Consider the following 17510-nt stretch of genomic DNA (forward strand, 5'->3'; position numbering starts at 1 on the left):
TTCCTATGATATCTTTTTGTAGTTTTCATCAATATCAATGAATGTTCTCACTGCAAATCCAGTATATTTCAAAACTATATGGAAAGTTTATGCTAGTTGTATAGAAGTTGTAAAAAAATCCAACATATCAAATTATATGTTGGATTCTTAATATCAATATTAATTTTTTTGTATAAAATGTTTTATTACCATTAATGGATTATGTAAAATCATACGTGGACCACTAAAACCCATTACATTTCGCATCTGCTCTCTTTTATCTTTTTTATAGCAATGTGTGGGACATTTATTACAAAATGTCTTATTTTCTCCATAACGGCAATGATCTAGTCTCTTTAATGCATACTCTAGTAATTCTTTACACTCATTACATAATTCTTTATTGTGGTGATTTTTCTTACAATATAATTTTATCATCTGAGCAATCATACGCTTTTCTTTCTCTATTCTTGTCATTAAAAAACTATCTCCTTTTTCTTATCACAAATGGATACACTGCTTTTTCTATGAGATACCATTATTACCGTTTTATCCTTGCATTCATCATTTATACTTCTAAGTATTTCTGCCTCATTCAAGATATCTAAATTACTAGTGGGTTCATCTAAGATAATAACTGGAGCATCATGCAAGAAAGCTCTTGCTATTCCAAGTCTTTGTCTTTCACCTGAAGATAAATTTCCACCAAGCTCCCCTACATTAGTGTCATATCCCTTTGGAAGTGCCATAATAAATTCATGTATAGATGCTTTCTTACATGCGTTTACCACTTCTATATGTGTAGCATCCTTATTACCTATTTTTATATTGTTCTCTATAGTATCATTGAATAAAAATGTCTCTTGACTCACTAACGACTGATTTTTTCTAAGGATTTTACTTGGTATAGTATCTATTCTTTTATTATCTATACTTATACTTCCTGAAGTAACATCCCAAAATCTCATTATAAGCTTTATTAGTGTACTTTTACCACAACCACTAGGTCCTATTATAGCTACCTTATCCCCTTTGTTTATCTGTAGATTCACATCTTTCAATAGCTCGTTTTCTCTAGAATCATAGTTAAAATTCATATCCTCTATAGATATATTATTTGATTTTAGATCCATATCTCCTTCTATCTCATTAACCGCTGGCACCTCGTCTAATATATCAAATAATCTCTGTGCACATGCAAAAGTATGAATTAGATTATTGGATAAGCTACTCAAAGCTACTACGGGACCAAATGAACTTGATAGTAATACTAGAGCTACTAACACTTCTCCCAAATTAATATCATTATCTCTGTAAAGAAATATACCAGCAAATAAAAAAGTAAGTATAGCTATCATTATAGTTAAATCGGTTATTGCTCTTATTAATCCTTCATGGGATTTTATAACCTTTGACTTAGAATTTAATCTGTCACTATTGTTATTTATCTCTTCAAGCCTTCTATCTCCTTCACCAAAAAACAATATCTCTTTAATACCTCTTAATGAATCCAGCAAAAAACTGTTTGTCTTACCAAATTCATCTCTATATTCCAAACCTGCATCATTACCAAGTTTTGATGATAATACAGGTATCACATATCCTACCAGTATATAGAATACAGCTGATAATATCCCAAATAGGGCATTAATATTAAATAATACGATAATTATTATAGTTGAAGTGAGTATCGCTATAGCGATTGGTGCTATTGTATGAGCATAAAATACTTCTAATAACTCTATATCACTAGTTATTATAGATATCAGATTCCCTTTTTCCTTTGTCTCCAGTTTGGCTGGTGCTAATCTTCTTAGTGCTTTATATACCTTATCTCTAAGTATGGCAAGGATTCTAAAAGCTATATAATGCCCTGAATATTGCTCAATATATCTTAAAACACCCCTTAATACTGCACAAGCTATTATTATACTTATGGCTTGAGATAAAGTAAATCCCATATCTATTCCTAATTTCTCTGATACTGCTACCGCCCCAAATGTCATTATTGACATAGATGCTAAATATCCTATTACTCCAAAGAAGATTGTAATAACCATTATTGGACTTAGTGGCTTCAGAACCTTAATAAGTCTAGCCATTATCTTAATACCTGATTGTCTTTTATTCACTGATAGCCACCTCACTTTTGATATTTGATTCACTCTTCATATATATACTTTCTAACTCTTCTTGGTGTTTTAGTAAATTATAATACTTTGATCTATTATTCATAAGTTCACTATGACTACCCCACTCAACCATATTTCCTTTATCCAATACATATATTGTATCTGCATTTTTTACATTCGCTAACCTATGGGATATCAATATGACCGTTTTGTTTTCAGCTATTTCATAAATTGATTTCCATATTTTTTCTTCACTTTCAACATCTATATTGGAGGTTGCCTCATCAAAAATAATTATTTCTGGATCTGAAAGTATGATTCTAGCAAGGGCTAATCTTTGCTTTTGTCCACCAGATAAAAGAGCTCCACCTTCTCCTACATTTGTCTTTAATCTACTTGGAAGTCCCATGACAAAATCATATAAATTAGCATTTTCAAGAGCATTTTTTATCTCTTCATTACTTGCATCATATTTACCCATTCTCAAATTATCTTCTATTGTTCCATTGAATATATACGAATTATGACTTATAATTCCTATTTTATTTCTTAAATAATTAAATGGAATATCATTTATATTAAGCCCATTCAATGTTATCTCTCCCTCATCCACTTTTTTTAGTTTTAGGAGTAAATTAGCTATTGTACTTTTCCCACAACCACTTTCACCTACTAAAGCTATCATCTTCTTATTTTTTATATGTAGATTTATATGGTTAAGGACTACTCTTTCTTTATCATAACTAAATGTCACATCAGCAAATTTTATATTAATATCTTTAAGTGATTCTTTCTCTTTTTCTGTTAGGTCTACTTCCTTCTCTTTTTCTTGGTCAAGTAAATCAAATATCTTATCACTTGCAGCCATTCCATTCATGGAAACATGAAATAGGGAACCTAATAATCTAAGTGGTATAAAAAACTCTGAAGATAACAGAATAATAACAATCACTCCACCTACACTTATGTTGCCTGCTGAGAATTCATTAAGCGCTATTAATATACCTACAGCCGAACCACCAAATGCTATTAGATCCATTATAGTTATGGAATTCAACTGCATTGCTAACACTTTCATGGTTATCTTTCTAAAACTTTCCGCTTCCTCGTTCATTTTAATATTTTTTTCTTTATCTTGATTGAATACTTTTAGTGTTGTAAGTCCCTGTATGTTCTCTAAAAAAGAATCTCCTAGATTAGTATAGATATTCCAATAATTACTCAATATTTTTTTAGCTATCTTCATGACTGCTACTATTGAAATAGGTATTAAGGGAACACATAATAAAAGTATCACTGCTACTTTTAAACTAATGAATGATACTACTATAAACAATGTAATAGGAGCTAATAAACTGTAAAACAACTGGGGTAGATATCTTCCGAAATAAACCTCAAGAGCTTCTACTCCATCTACGGATATTTGAACTATTGAAGAAGTAGATATTGTATCATTATAATTTACCCCTAGGTCTAACAGCTTTTTATAAATTCTTTCTCTCAGCGTTTTTTTTATTTCAGCTGATGAATAATATGAAAATGTAGTTGATAACTTATTAGAAATAAACTTTATTATTAGAATTAAAATAACAAATAAAAACTGTTTTGTCAGATTATAATCTAAATCATTGTTGTTCAACTTATCTATGATATCACCAATAAATACTATTACTGCTATATTACATATTATTGCTATCCAATTCATAAATACTGTAAGTGCTACCCATTTCTTGGAATTATCATTTAGTGATAATAATCTTTTATTCATCATCATTCAACACCTCTGTCTTTATAGTTTTAATTCTAGAAAATACTACAATCTTTACTGTCAAAAGAACTGCGATAACTATCCTCATTACAGTGTTATCTATTAATACAGCCATAATTAGTAACATCAGACTTACAGGTATTATTATTACTAACTTTGACTTTATTGTCATACCTTTATTTTCTTTAAATGGTTTTACATGCTCCCTATAAAATTTTGTTCTAATGAATCTATCATTCAATTTATCACTGCTTTTTAATAAACAATATGATGTAAGCAGCATAAAAGGAGTTGTAGGCAATATGGGGAGTACAACTCCTATAAGACCTATGATAAAAAAAATTAACCCCGCAGTTAAATATACTATTTTCACACTTTACCCTCCCAACCTGTGGTATAATATTTTTATTGACAAATTAACTTTGATACTTAATAATATGTATTATAAACGATATTGATTATCACTTTCATGTATTATTATATATCATTACACATAAAAAAACTTAACTATATTTGTTTTTTTATTACTATATATAACTCATTTCTAAGGAGGAGTAAATATTGAATTTTATAGATAATATAATTTCCGACTTCTTTAACTGCTGTAATCTACCTGTAATAGCAGTAGATATTAACTTTAATGAGCTTTGTAGTGTTGGATATAATCCTATTTTAAGGCAAATCTATAATAACTGTAATGTTTATAGAGATATCCCCCATGATTCTAATAACTTGCTCAGTCTTAATTTGAGCTATGCAAAGGATATTAATTTCATAGTAGTTCCAATATCCAGATTCAATAAATATAGAGGATACTTCATAATCGGTCCTATCAAATGTGAAAAAACCCAAAATGAATATATCCCCTACAAACCAAAGAGCTGTCTAGAATTTTTTTCTTCTATAATATTGAATATTGCAGATCATAATTTTAGTAAAGGTATGAGCAATTTGAAGTTCAACATACACGTAAAAAAAGCCATCCAATACATACATGAACATTATACTCAATGTATTAATCTGGATGACCTGTGTGCTGACTTATCTGTGAATAAAAGTTACTTTTGTAAAGTATTCAAAAAGGAAACCGGATTCACATTTTCCAACTTCTTGAATAATTATAGAGTCGAGAAGAGTAAAAACTTACTCAAGAATAGTAATTTATCACTCCTTGATATCGCTGTATCAGTTGGATTCAATACCCAAAATTATTATTCCATAGTATTCAAGAAATTCACTGATAAAACTCCATTAAAATATAGGAATAGTATTTCAATCTGACCACTTAATATTTGTTTTCAAAGTTTTTATATGATCAATATACTTATCATCAGGTTTCTTATTGGTAAATAAATAATCAAAATCACCAATATCACCAAATGAGAAGGGATAGATCTGATTGAACTTTGTATCATCAACCAAAGCGAAGTTCAATCTGCTTCGACTGATAATTTTTCTCTTTATATCACATTCTGGCAATGTTCTATTTGATAATCCATTTTCTAGTGAAACACCACTTGCAGTAATGAATGATTTGTCAAAATAGAAATCGTCAATAAACCTTATAGCAGCATCACCAGTTGCTGATATTGTCTTTTTGTTAACGCTACCTGGTATCATGATAAGGTTAGCGTTCAAATCCGTATCTATGACTTTTATAGCAAACAAAAGATTATTGGTAACTATAGTCAAATCATGTTTTTTCTCAATAACTTCAGCAAGATGCATATGAGTTGTCCCTGAGTCTACAAATATGGTATCCCCATCTTTTATATAAGGCTGTGCCAAATCTGCAATTGATATCTTCTTTTCCGAAAGATAGTCTATTCTTGCTTTTATATTAACTAGATTATCATTGATGTTTGCTGTAACATAACCATAGTCCTTTTTTATCTTGTCATCTGCTATTAATTGATTGATGTATCTTCTGACAGTACTCTCCGAAAGCTTGAAGACCTCCATCAATTCTTGAACTTTTACTTCTTTATTCTTAAATATATATTCTTCTACTTCGGTTATTTTCTTCGCCAAATACTCACACCCTGACCTTTAGAGATTCATGTAAAACATAGTGGTATTATATCACCAAACGTTTTAACAATCAAGCTTTACGAATCTCGCTAATTAGTCAGTTTATCCGCAAGTTTTATAGCATTTATCATGCTTATGGAAGTAGCGATACCTCTGCCTGCTATATCAAATGCTGTCCCATGGTCAACAGAAGTACGTAGTACAGATAGTCCTGCTGAAGTATTTACACCTGATTCAAAAGCATACATCTTAAAAGGGATATGACCTTGGTCGTGATACATTGCTACAACAATATCAAACTCTCCTTTGATGCCTCTATAGAATACTGTATCTGGTGGAATAGGACCTACAACATTAAGATGATTCATTTCCTTGATTGCAGGGATTATGATATTCTTTTCCTGATTTCCAAACAAACCATTTTCACTTGAATGAGGGTTAATACCTGCAACAGCTATTCTAGGTTCTCTGTTCAGTATTTTTTTCATATTATCGTATGCAAGCTCTATAACTTTCTTGACACGATCTTTTGACAGTGTTCTTATGGCATCTTCCAGAGATACATGAGTGGACACATGGATTATAGACAGCTTTTCATCATATAGATGCATGGCATAATCTTTAGTTCCACATTGTGTAGCAAATATTTCTGTATGTCCAGGGAAATTGTGTCCAGCCATATGTAATGCTTCTTTGTTGATTGGTGCTGTTGTTACAGCTCTAGCTTTTTCATCCTTCACATGCTGTATAGCTGAAATAATATACTCGTAAGCCCCATGTCCACACATACTGCTTAACTGTCCAATCTTATATTTCTTCATATCAATATTATCAAAATCCAGGACATTAAGTATTTCACTTGAATAGATTGCTTCTTCTACAGCATTTATTTTATTTAATCTGTACCCAGTAATTCCAATGCCATCCTTAATCAGAGATAACACCTTAATATCACCAAATACAATAACTGGTAATTGGCTTACATCTTTATCCTTAAAACAGTTCAATATAATTTCTGGTCCTATACCAGCAGGGTCTCCCATTGTTAAAATAATTGGTTTAACTTTCATTACACTCACCTCAAATAATCTAATATATTACTAAATGTTTCTTCATTACCAAAAGCTCCTGCCTTGGTTACTACATCTATGTCACAATACTTTTCATGTACAAATCTTCCTACAGGTATTGCTGGTAGAACTTCGTCAATTATCTTCATACCTTCAATATCTAAGTACTTGGCGATTTTTATTAACGTATCACCTCCTGTAATAAATAACCCCGCTAAATCATTACTTGCTTCATTCAGTATTTTACCTGTGATTTCACCTAACCCTTGTGCGATGAACTCGCTGGTTTCATACTTATCAAGACCTTGCTCTTTGGCGTATTCACATGCTGTTTGTATATCTTTTTTATCTTTTGCAGTACGTATTACAATGTCTTTCTTATCATAAATCAGTTGTAGTATGGTCTTTAGTATTATTTCTTTCTTTATGTCATCAAAAAAATCTTGTATAGAAATATCGATTATATCAAAATCATGAATATCATCAGCAAAAGTAATCTGTTCTCTTGTAACATCACTCACACTTCCTATTATTGATAATATGGATTTATGAACCTTCAAGTGGAAGGCATCTGTCATATATTCAGCTAGTCCTGCTGTTCCAACGATCAAAAAATGTGTTTCTATCTTTGCAATCATTTCAGAAAGCATTTTCAAATCAATATCTGACTCTGCATCAAAAACTATGATTTCTGTTCCTTTGTTTCTTAGGTCTATAAGTCTTTCTTGGAGTTTTTCTTTGGTATAATCGCAGTCTTTCTTAATGACTTCAACTTTCCTTGAACATTGATTTGCAATTATATCTGGAATATATGATTGGGTTACAGGTGTTTTAGGATCTTTTGCTATTTCGGTTTCATGTAAAAATTTATCATTCAATTTTACATGTCCTTCTATAGTTTTTCTGCCATTTGATGGCAATGCAGGGATTACAACAGCAAAATCATACCCCATCCCATTCATACATCCATCAATCTCAGCTCCAATATTACCTCTAAATGTAGAATCCAGCTTCTTGTATACCAATACATTATCTAATTGTTTTATTTTGCTTGATATCTTAATTGCTTTTTTATATGCTGTTTCTTTATTATCAAATCTACTTTCGGTATCAAATACTACTACATCATTATCACTTATATTACCCATCAACTGATTAATATTGGTTGTAACAACAGTATGTAATCCTTTTTTGGCAAATTGAACTCCTGTATCATTAGAACCAGTAAAATCATCTGCAATTATAGCCAACTTCATATCTTATTCCTCCTTATCTTTTTTCCTCATTCTTTTTCTGATAAATGAGGTGAAGACAGGTGTCAACAATGCGGTGGTTATGGTTGAAGCAGCAACTTGAGCAGTTGCAACACTTGCAACAGCTGCTAATGCAGGGTCTGCAATAGCTACAGCTTCTGGTGTTCCTACAGCATTACCAGCTGTACTTGATGCAGCTGCCCCAGCTATTCCACTACCTCCAGAAGCTCTGTCAGCTAGTACATTGAATATGCCACCAATAACTGTTGTCATAACACCAAGTAAGATACCTGCAAATCCTGCTTTGATTATAGTTGTAAAATTAAGCCCAGCTCCAAGAGCAAAAGCAAAAAATGGAATTAAGACTGGTCCACCTTTTGTTAGGAATTTTCTCATTTCTTGATCAAGATTACCGATAATCATACCAAGTACTATTGGAACAATAACTCCAACAAGAGTTATGAAGGGTATACTTGCTATTCCAGCAGTACCAAGTGCAATCATTGTAAGAAATGGTCCGTCATTGATGGAAATAACCGAAATGGCCCCTACATCAGTTTCATCTCCAAATTCACCTACTAATGCTGCATACAATCCACCATTGGTATTAGTCATAGCTGCAATTATTGCTAATGACGATAAACCGAACAAACCATTAGCTGGTAATAACTTGGATACTAACAAACCAATTCCAACACCAATTGCAAATTTTGTAAAAGTTATTGCCGACCCTCTAACGATAGCTTTTGGTGCTGCTTTGAAGTTCAATCCGGCACCCATACAGAATAGAAATACTCCAATCATCGGTCCAGCTCCTGTTGCAATAGCAGTTGTAAATCCCCCGATTTTTAATGAAGCTGGAAATAAAGTGTTGATTATGGCACCAATTAGTAGTGGGATTACCATCATACCACCAGGAATCTTTTCAATACTCTGTTTAATCTTCATACTATTCTCCTTTCAGAATACATTCTTTTTTTGAATGTTTTATGATAATATTTTAATATAATTTGACCATATTGTCAACGTATTTTTATGAATAGGCTAATAATTCTTCATTTTTGTCATATATAAAAGAAAGCTACAATAAAGAATGTATTATATTCTTTGTCATAGCTCTCTTTTCTATGTACGCCTTGCTTAATATTAAATTAACTTAACTAAAAAATAACTGCAACAAAGTCATTATACACTGTTCTTTGTTGCAGTTTAATCTAATCATTATAATTCCATTTTATTTTTTTTCTTTAATTTAGAGTCTAGATTTATAATCCTCATATTCAAACTCTTTTATAACTCTTATTTCATCATCATTCATTATTGATATTGAAGGCAAATTAATACCGTTGAACATATTATTTTTAACCATAGTATAATGAGCCATATCAGTAAATATAAGCTTATCTCCAATTTCCAATGGGTCATCGAACGAATAATCTCCAATTACATCACCAGCAAGACAAGTCATGCCACCTAGTCTATATGTATGTCTTCCTTGATTCTGTAACTTAGAATCAATAATGTGTGGTCTATAAGGCATTTCGATTACATCTGGCATATGGCACGCTGCTGAAGTATCAAGTATAGCTATGTCCATATTATTTTTTATGATATCCAATACACTTGATACCAAGAAACCACAATTCAGAGCTACAGCTTCACCTGGCTCTAAATATACTTCCAGGTCATAAGTGTTTTTCATATGCATTATTAGACTAATCAGTTTATCCACATCATAATCATCCCTAGTAATATGATGTCCTCCACCAAAATTGAGCCATTTCATTTGTTTTAAATACCTACCGAATTTCTCTTCAACAACCTTTAGGGTTCGTTCTAAGGTATCTGAATTCTGTTCACACATGGTATGGAAATGCAAACCGCTAATACCTTTCAAATCATGTCCTTCTATATCTTCTAATCTAGTACCTAACCTTGAATTGATTGCACAGGGATTATATATCTCTGTTTCAACTTCTGAATATTCAGGATTAATACGAATACCACACTCAATTTCCCTACGTGATCTATCAACTTTATCTTTGAATCTCTTATATTGATAGATTGAATTAAATACGATATGATCTGTTATAGATACAATTTCATCAATCTCATCATCTCTATAGGCTGGAGCATATATATGAACTTCTTTATTCATATACTCTTTTCCCAGTTTAGCTTCAAATAAAGAACTGGAAGTAATTCCAGCTAGATACTTGCTTATTAAAGGAAATACTGAATACATAGAAAATCCTTTTAAAGCAAGTAATATTTTAGCTCCTGTTTTTGTTTGTATTGATTGTAAAACTTCAAGATTCTTTATAAGCAGTCGTTCGTCTAACACATAAGAGGGTGTTTTAATGCCTTTTATCAATTCTTTGTCTCTATCTTTCATTTTGTCACCAAACCTTCACATTTACTATTAATCAACTAATTCAGGTTCAAAACTTTCATTCCATGGTAATCCCTGTTTGTTTAGCTGCTCCATAAATGGATCTGGGTCAAATTCTTCTACATTATAAACACCTGGTTTTTTCCATTTGCCCTCAAGCAATAATTTTGCTCCAATCATGGCTGGTACTCCTGTTGTATAGGATATAGCTTGTGAACCAACTTCCTTATAACAAGATTGATGGTCACATACATTATATACATAATAGCTAACAGGTTTTCCATCTTTGATACCTTGATAAATACAGCCAATATTTGTTTTTCCTTTTGTACGAGGTCCAAGCGTTGCTGGGTCTGGTAAAACGGCTTTCAAAAATTGAAGGGGCTGTATCTTGACACCTTCTATCTCAATAGGCTCTATACTAGTCATCCCAACATTTTTCAATACATTCAAATGAGTAATATACTTTTCTGAAAATGTCATGAAGAACCTGATTCTCTTAATACCAGGCATATGAACTGCTAATGATTCCAATTCCTCATGATATAAGAGATAAGCATCTTTTTCACCTATCTGGTCAAAATCATAGACTCTTTTTATTTCTAGAGGGTCAGTCTCAACCCAATCCCCTTTTTCCCAATACCTTCCATTAGCACTAATTTCACGAATATTGATCTCTGGATTGAAATTCGTTGCAAATGGATATCCATGGTCACCACCGTTAGCATCAAGAATATCAATATAGTGGATTTCGTCAAAATAATGTTTTAATGCATAGGCACTAAATACTCCAGTCACTCCTGGGTCAAATCCACATCCTAAAACAGCAGTTAAACCAGCTTTTTCAAATTTCTCTTTGTATGCCCACTGCCATTTATACTCAAATTTTGGAATATTCGGTGGCTCATAGTTTGCTGTATCAAGATAATGAACCCCTGTTTCAAGACATGCATCCATAATTGTTAAATCTTGATAAGGTAATGCCACATTTATAACCATCTCTGGTTCGTACTCATTAATCAGCTTAACAATCTCATCTGTATTATCAGCATCCAGCTGTGAAGTAGTAATTACTGTTTTACCACCATCAAATTTCTCTTTCAATGCATCACATTTTGATTTTGTTCTACTAGCAATCATTATTTCTTGAAATACTTCTGGATTCAGACAGCATTTTGCAACAACTACATTAGCTACTCCTCCAGCTCCAATTATTAATACTCTACTCATATTAATGCTCCTCTCTTCTTGACATGATTATTGCTACTTCTCTAAGAATTTTTGCTGCTACAATATTAGATACACCACTTATATCATAATGAGGCGATAATTCTACTATATCAGCTCCAACTATATTAACGTCTTTTAGACTTATAATACCATTTATCAATTCATTAAAATCAATACCACCTGGTTCAGGAGTACCCGTACCAGGAAAAATACTTGGATCCAAAACATCCAAATCAATAGATAAGTATACAGGGTCATTACCTACCAATGATTTTACTTTTTCTATACCATTCAAATTGAATGCTTGTAATTTTGTATATTCTCCTGCAAACTGAAATTCCTCTTTTGTACCTGAGCGGATTCCATATTGAAAAATATATCCTTTATCAAGAGTTTCATAGATTCTCCTCATAACAGTTGCATGAGATAATTTCTCTTCTAGGTAATCACTTCTTAGGTCAGCGTGAGCATCAAGATGTACAACATGTAGATTGCTATATTTTTCTGCAAAAGCTTTTACAATTGGATAGGATATTAAATGCTCTCCACCTAATGTTATGATTTTTTTATTATCCTCCAATATACTCTTTATATTTTCATGAATGCAACCCATTGTTTTTGATGTACTTCCTATGGGTATTTCTATATTACCTACATCTACATAATTATAATCTATCATATCTTCATCTTGATAGGGACTATATGTCTCTAGTCCATCAATCTCAGCTCTTATCCCATCAGGACCAAACCTGGTTCCTGGTCTATTGGAACATGTCCCATCAAAAGGAACACCACATATCACAATGTCTGCATCATGATATGTACTGTTGATACCTTCGTATTCGTAGATGGATTTCTTGTCTAACATAACCATACTTAATCCTCCATATTATCTTTCGTAATATGTGTAGCCTCTAAGTCCTGCTTCAAAAGACTCCATAATACTTTTTCGTTCTTTCGCTGTTATAAGACCAGCTTTTACCGCTGTTTCTGCATTTTCCCTAAAACTGGCTCTCAAATCTTTTGTATTGTATTCTACATATGATAAAACATCTTCTACCGTATCACCTTGAATCTCATTTATAAATTCATAAGAACCTTTTCCATCAAGTCTTATACTAACTACATTAGTATCTCCAAATAGATTATGCAAATCTCCTAGAGTCTCCTGATATGCTCCTACAAGGAAAGTACCGATATAATAATCCTCTGAGGTTCTTAGTTCATGTAGAGGCAAGGTTTTCTTAACATCATGCAGGTCAATAAACTTATTAATCTCTCCATCACAATCACAGGTTATATCAGCTATAACCGCATTTCTTGTAGGTTCTTCATTCAATCTGTGAATGGGCACTATAGGAAATAATTGATCTATAGCCCAACTATCTGGAATCGATTGAAACAATGAGAAATTACAGTAGTAAATATCTGCTAATGCATCATCTAGGTCAATTAACTCTGGAGGTATAAACTTCAATTTATGGAGTTCACCTGAAACCCTATATATCAAATCCCAATATATCTTCTCTGATAAAGCTCTTTCCCTTAAAGATATATTGCTATGATTGAACATATCTTTTATCAGGTCTCTATAATAAAGTGCATCATTATAGCTTTCTTGAAGGTTTTTAACACTAACATTCTTATAGACCTCAAATAAGTTCTTAATGTTTTCAGGTGTTTCCTCTGGCAACTCTTCGGGAATATCGTATTGCTCAAACTTAGTTACATCAAGTACGTTGAATACAAGTACTGAATAATAAGCTACAATGGCACGCCCTGATTCGGTTATAATGATAGGATGATCGATGTCATCATTATCCATAACTGACATTACAGCTTCAATGACATCAATACAATACTCATCTACATTATAATTACGGCTACTTGTAAAGTTGGTGTTTGAACCATCATAATCAACAGCTAGACCTCCACCTAGATCCAAGTAACCCATTGGCGCCCCTTCTTTAACTAATTCAGCATATACTCTTGCTGCTTCAAGAACTGCAACCCTTATATCTCTAATATTAGGAATCTGTGAACCTAAATGATAGTGCATTAATTTTAGGCAGCTGAGCATTCCTTTTTCTTTTAGATAATCTAATATTTCTATGACTTGGGACATATTAAGTCCAAAAATACTTCTATCTCCACCAGATTCAGTCCAATGCCCACCAGCTTTGGTTGATAATTTAATCCTAACACCAATATTGGGTTGTACTCCCAATAGTTTTCCTCTATCCAGTATTAGTTCAACTTCTCCTGGCATTTCTATTACAAAAAATAGATTATATCCCATTTTGATAGCATACAAACCTAAATCAATGAATTCTGAGTCTTTATAACCGTTACATATAATATTAGCTTCTTTGTCCTTCATCTCAGTCATCACCGCTATAAGTTCAGCCTTACTGCCAACTTCAAATCCATGATGATATCTTTGACCGAACTTAGCAATCTCATGTACTACTTGCTGCTGCTGATTAACTTTAATTGGATAGACACCTCTATAAGAACCTTTATACTCCAAGGATTCAATTGCATTATTGAAGGCATTGTTCAAATAAGATATTTGTTCGTCAAGTATATTCTCAAATCTCAATAATACAGGCATATCAAATCCTCTATCTTCTACTCCTTGAATTATATCTATAAGGCTTACGCCACCTTTTTCTTCTGTAAAAGGATTAATGATTAGTTCACCAGTTTCGGATATGGTAAAATAATCTCTTCCCCAATTATTTACTCCATATAATTCTTCTGATTTCTTTATATCCCATCTATTAAGTATTTCTTTTCTCTTCATATTACCCTTTCTCATTTCTATATTTATATTCTAAGAAGTGACTAAAAAAATAGTACACTTTTTATTTTTACTGTATTCCCCCAAAGCTGTACTATAGATATTTTTGTAGACAAAAAAAGCATCACCTCTATATGGTGAACTCAAACATCAACAATATCTAGTTCTTAAGTTCATACTGTCAAATATATTCAAGTGCTAAAATATTAGCTTAATAATGGTCATGCTTTCCTTCATCGTTATTATATTTTACTATTTTTCCGATAAGACCAACTCCTTTTTACAAATACTCTACTATTAATATCTATTGCTATTTTGGCTTCATTATACGTGTTTTTTTTCTAATTTGCAAGTAAAAATTTCATCATATTTCATATCATTTATTTGTTCACTAATTTAGTTCATTAAATAACCATATCCATATTATAAAAGCACTTTAAAATATTCAAATATTAGAAAGTGCTTTATTATTGGTATTAATTTTTAGCAAGAGCTTTTACTACTTTGTACCCTTTCATATCCACATATAGTTCTCCAGCATATGGATTTCTCTTTGTTTTCACAATCTTATAAATCATGAACACAAGTACAGAAACATTGGCTACCAATGCAGCAAAACTCCATATGGTTAAAGCTGTAGTATTATATGTTGATGAAACCGCAAATCTACCTTTATCAATAAATGCAGGGAAAGTCTGTGCAAACATACACCATAATGCTAGTGTTTGAGCACGATGCTGTAACCACGCACCTTTTCCAATGGTAAAAGCACATACAGTAGGAGCTAATAGTAAAGCAAATCCACAATACCAAGCATGACCTGGCAAACAGTTGTATGTATAAGCGAAATTCCAGATATCATAAGCTACAATCCAGAACCACATCATATCCGGCCATAACATATCTTGACTTTTATCTTTCTTGGTTATTTTACGGATACATATTCCGAACCAGCCAGTTATGGTAATTATATTAATAATACCAGCTGCTCCATTCATATAATTCCATGCTCCCCCAACTACATACATTGCTTCATCAGCAAGAAAACCCCCATTAACGTAATTGGCACCAATTTCAATGTCTCGTGCTACTGCTTCACAAATATTGATTGCAAGTATAAGTGGTGGAAAGCAAAGAGCTATCCGATTATTGTACAGATGCCATTGTCTACCAGTCTTCTTACTCTTTCCATGTAGATGCCTGATACACCAAAAACCAATACAACCTGCAGTAGAAGAATATACCTTAACAAGATGAAACCAGTCTGTATATGTAGTATCTCTTAATACCGTAAACCAAAGAGCAGAAAGTACAATAGGCAAAATGACAAAGGCTGTAAACCCAGCTACTTTAGACCTCCTTGTTACCTCGTTCAAAGCAAATAATACAGCAAATACTAGTATCCAGACAAGCCAAACAGAAATTACGGACGCACCGCCTTCAAAATTAAATGTAAACATTTTAACGCTTCTCCTTATATCAATCTCTACGTTTAATTATTATTTAGTAAACGCAGGCTATAAAATGTCATGCGTCTCTTGGTTATACCATTATAGAACGTATGGCCTTTGTTAAAATTATAACATTGATATATTTTGTCGTCAATAATTATGGTTTTTGCAAGATATTTTCTCCATAAGTTACATATTTTGATATTATTTTTTGGTTATTATTTAATTATTTTTATGTGCATTATTTAAAGCATCTTTAACTCCCTCTATAATTCCCTTTGATGAGAAGGATGCTCCACTTACAGCATCAACTTCAGTACTTTGGCTTTCAATAATTTTATCTGGTATGACGCTATATGCTCTATTAAACCACTTTTTATCATCCTTCTGTTCTAAAACTTCCACTACTATAATCTGTTCACTCTTTACTGTTATTTGAACTACTATTGTACCTTTATAGCCCTCACCTTTACCTGTATAGACACCATCTGCTATACCTGCAGCATCTCCTAAGTTTTTAGTATCTTCTTCAGTAATAACTTTTGACTCATCTGAATTAGAAGGTACTGTTTGAGTTTCTATCTGTTTATTTGCTTCAGTCTCTTGAGATTTAGGTTCAATGAAAACACTATGCACAATAAAAGCTAAAATCAATATTGAGACTGTTGCAGTAAGAGTACCAATATATTTTTTCTTCTCATTTTTGGTCATAACCATTTTTCCATAACTTAGAGCACCTTCTACTGAACAATCTGTTATGCACTTGAAACAGTTGATACACTGAGGCGACCTCAAGTTCCCACATTTTGATACCTCTATATTCATAGGACATATATTATCACATTTCTTACAGTTTACACATATAGATTCATTCCTCTTGATTGTTAATGGTCTAAGGATACTAAACAAACCATACCTGGCACCTTGATAACAAAAGTAATTACAAAATGGTCTTTCATAGAATAAACTTACTATTAAAAAGAAGCTTATAACTGCAATTGCACCAATAGTAATCATATTAAGTGATAACAACCTTAAAAAGTTAGCCCTAGGGTCAAATGCCAGTATATTAAATATTGAATCCCATGCAATTATTAATACAAGTCCAAGAATTATGTATCTAATAGATACCAAAATCTTATGTATGAGCATGGGCATTTTTCTTTTTTTAATACCTAATAAACTCCCTATCCTACCGAATATCTCCTGTATAAATCCAAAAGGACAAATCCAACCACAGTAGAATACTCCTGAAAAAATAGTTAAACCTAAAAATACTAAGGTAGCCACTTCTGAGTTAATTAAGAATGAAGTAATTGACAAAACCAAACATAGAATTTGAATACTTAAGCGATATTTCTGAATTTTTTTCTTCATAATAATCTTCCTTCTTTGCAATTA

At 32.1% G+C, this 17510-nt stretch carries 15 protein-coding genes; 1 reads left to right on the forward strand and 14 read right to left on the reverse strand.

Annotated features, from left to right (window positions below):
- Window positions 1-159: 159 nt before the first annotated feature.
- The 4 genes from HYG85_RS03595 to HYG85_RS03610 are packed head-to-tail and all read right to left on the reverse strand — an operon-like array spanning window position 160 to window position 4252.
- Window positions 160-456, reverse strand: coding sequence for a nitrous oxide-stimulated promoter family protein (locus HYG85_RS03595; RefSeq protein WP_212692320.1), 297 nt, complete (start codon window positions 454-456; stop codon window positions 160-162).
- Window positions 456-2111, reverse strand: a complete 1656-nt coding sequence (cydC, locus tag HYG85_RS03600; RefSeq protein WP_330619216.1) for a thiol reductant ABC exporter subunit CydC — start codon at window positions 2109-2111, stop codon at window positions 456-458. Before cydC ends, HYG85_RS03595 begins: the two co-directional genes overlap by 1 nt.
- A complete protein-coding gene (locus tag HYG85_RS03605) occupies window positions 2104-3879 on the reverse strand; it encodes an ABC transporter ATP-binding protein/permease (RefSeq protein WP_330619217.1) in 1776 nt (591 codons plus the stop codon). Before HYG85_RS03605 ends, cydC begins: the two co-directional genes overlap by 8 nt.
- Window positions 3872-4252, reverse strand: a complete 381-nt coding sequence (locus tag HYG85_RS03610) for a YbaN family protein (protein WP_212692322.1) — start codon at window positions 4250-4252, stop codon at window positions 3872-3874. The genes HYG85_RS03605 and HYG85_RS03610 overlap by 8 nt, the downstream gene beginning before the upstream one ends.
- Window positions 4253-4440: 188 nt before the next feature.
- On the opposite strand from HYG85_RS03610, the gene HYG85_RS03615 reads away from it, so the two are divergent.
- Window positions 4441-5160, forward strand: coding sequence for a helix-turn-helix transcriptional regulator (locus HYG85_RS03615; protein ID WP_212692323.1), 720 nt, complete (start codon window positions 4441-4443; stop codon window positions 5158-5160).
- Here HYG85_RS03615 and HYG85_RS03620 read toward each other — a convergent pair.
- The 10 genes from HYG85_RS03620 to HYG85_RS03665 form a co-directional block, all read right to left on the reverse strand.
- Window positions 5152-5910: a DeoR/GlpR family DNA-binding transcription regulator gene (locus HYG85_RS03620; protein WP_212692324.1), complete on the reverse strand. Its 759-nt coding sequence runs from the start codon at window positions 5908-5910 to the stop codon at window positions 5152-5154. The two genes, HYG85_RS03615 and HYG85_RS03620, sit on opposite strands and share 9 nt — an antisense overlap.
- A gap of 89 nt (window positions 5911-5999) precedes the next feature.
- Window positions 6000-6980 (reverse strand): 4-hydroxythreonine-4-phosphate dehydrogenase PdxA, encoded by a 981-nt coding sequence (gene pdxA / locus HYG85_RS03625; RefSeq protein ID WP_212692325.1) that lies wholly within the window; start codon window positions 6978-6980, stop codon window positions 6000-6002.
- A 5-nt stretch (window positions 6981-6985) separates the two neighbouring features.
- Window positions 6986-8236: a four-carbon acid sugar kinase family protein gene (locus tag HYG85_RS03630; RefSeq protein ID WP_212692326.1), complete on the reverse strand. Its 1251-nt coding sequence runs from the start codon at window positions 8234-8236 to the stop codon at window positions 6986-6988.
- 3 nt (window positions 8237-8239) lie between these two features.
- The gene (locus tag HYG85_RS03635) at window positions 8240-9181 is read right to left on the reverse strand and encodes a 2-keto-3-deoxygluconate permease (protein WP_113671733.1); all 942 of its coding nucleotides are present in this window, start codon (window positions 9179-9181) and stop codon (window positions 8240-8242) included.
- A 304-nt stretch (window positions 9182-9485) separates the two neighbouring features.
- Window positions 9486-10628, reverse strand: coding sequence for a carboxynorspermidine decarboxylase (gene nspC, locus HYG85_RS03640; RefSeq protein ID WP_212692327.1), 1143 nt, complete (start codon window positions 10626-10628; stop codon window positions 9486-9488).
- 27 nt (window positions 10629-10655) lie between these two features.
- Window positions 10656-11855, reverse strand: a complete 1200-nt coding sequence (locus HYG85_RS03645) for a saccharopine dehydrogenase family protein (RefSeq protein ID WP_212692328.1) — start codon at window positions 11853-11855, stop codon at window positions 10656-10658.
- 1 nt (window position 11856) lies between these two features.
- A complete protein-coding gene (gene speB / locus HYG85_RS03650) occupies window positions 11857-12729 on the reverse strand; it encodes an agmatinase (protein ID WP_330619218.1) in 873 nt (290 codons plus the stop codon).
- A gap of 15 nt (window positions 12730-12744) precedes the next feature.
- Window positions 12745-14661 (reverse strand): biosynthetic arginine decarboxylase, encoded by a 1917-nt coding sequence (gene speA / locus HYG85_RS03655; protein ID WP_212692329.1) that lies wholly within the window; start codon window positions 14659-14661, stop codon window positions 12745-12747.
- Between the two features lie 473 nt (window positions 14662-15134).
- Window positions 15135-16118: a DUF5692 family protein gene (locus HYG85_RS03660; RefSeq protein ID WP_212692330.1), complete on the reverse strand. Its 984-nt coding sequence runs from the start codon at window positions 16116-16118 to the stop codon at window positions 15135-15137.
- 213 nt (window positions 16119-16331) lie between these two features.
- Window positions 16332-17486 carry an FMN-binding protein gene (locus HYG85_RS03665; protein WP_212692331.1) on the reverse strand — a complete coding sequence of 385 codons (1155 nt, stop codon included), beginning with the start codon at window positions 17484-17486 and terminating at the stop codon, window positions 16332-16334.
- Window positions 17487-17510: the final 24 nt, after the last annotated feature.

The organism is Vallitalea guaymasensis, from assembly GCF_018141425.1.
Lineage (GTDB): Bacteria > Bacillota > Clostridia > Lachnospirales > Vallitaleaceae > Vallitalea > Vallitalea guaymasensis.